The sequence below is a fragment of the Rhizobium sp. 18055 genome, assembly GCF_902706285.1.
Taxonomy (GTDB): Bacteria; Pseudomonadota; Alphaproteobacteria; order Rhizobiales; family Rhizobiaceae; genus Rhizobium.
Map to the genome: position 1 here is coordinate 1 of NZ_CACSKD010000174.1, position 496 is coordinate 496.

Below are 496 nucleotides of genomic sequence, written 5' to 3' on the forward strand. Positions count from 1 at the left end.
CTTCGTCAACGACGCAGGCACGCCCGGCGCGCTGCGCCGCGACGAGCAGGACCGCGCCGGCAACACCGATCTGTTCGCGCAGGCGGACGCCTGGATCGCCCCCACGGTGCGCGCCATCGCCGGCCTGCGCGCCACCCGCGTGCGGCTGTCGGTGGACGACCGCTTTCCCGCCAGCGCCGCGAACCCGGACGACAGCGGCAGCCGCAGCTGGCATCGCACCAGCCCGGCCGCCGGACTGGTCTGGGCGGTGTCCGACCAGCTGAACTTGTATGCCAATGCCGGCGGCGGGCTGGAGACGCCGACGCTCGCCGAGATGGCCTACAGCCGCACCAACAGCGGTCCCAACTCCGGGCTGGAGGCGGCGCGCAGCCGGCAGTTCGAGGTCGGAGCCAAATGGCAGGGCGCCGTCCACCGCGTGGAAGCCGCCTGGTTCGACGCGCGCACGCGCGGCGAGATCGTGCCGGCCGCCACGGTGAATGGCCGCACCGTGTACCAG

1 protein-coding gene is annotated in these 496 nt (G+C 73.8%); it reads left to right on the forward strand.

Annotation, left to right across the window (positions count from 1 at the left end; all coding sequences use genetic code 11):
• Nucleotides 1-496, forward strand: a 496-nt coding sequence (locus GVL52_RS31850; protein WP_160012706.1) for a TonB-dependent receptor, incomplete at both ends; no start/stop codon positions are given.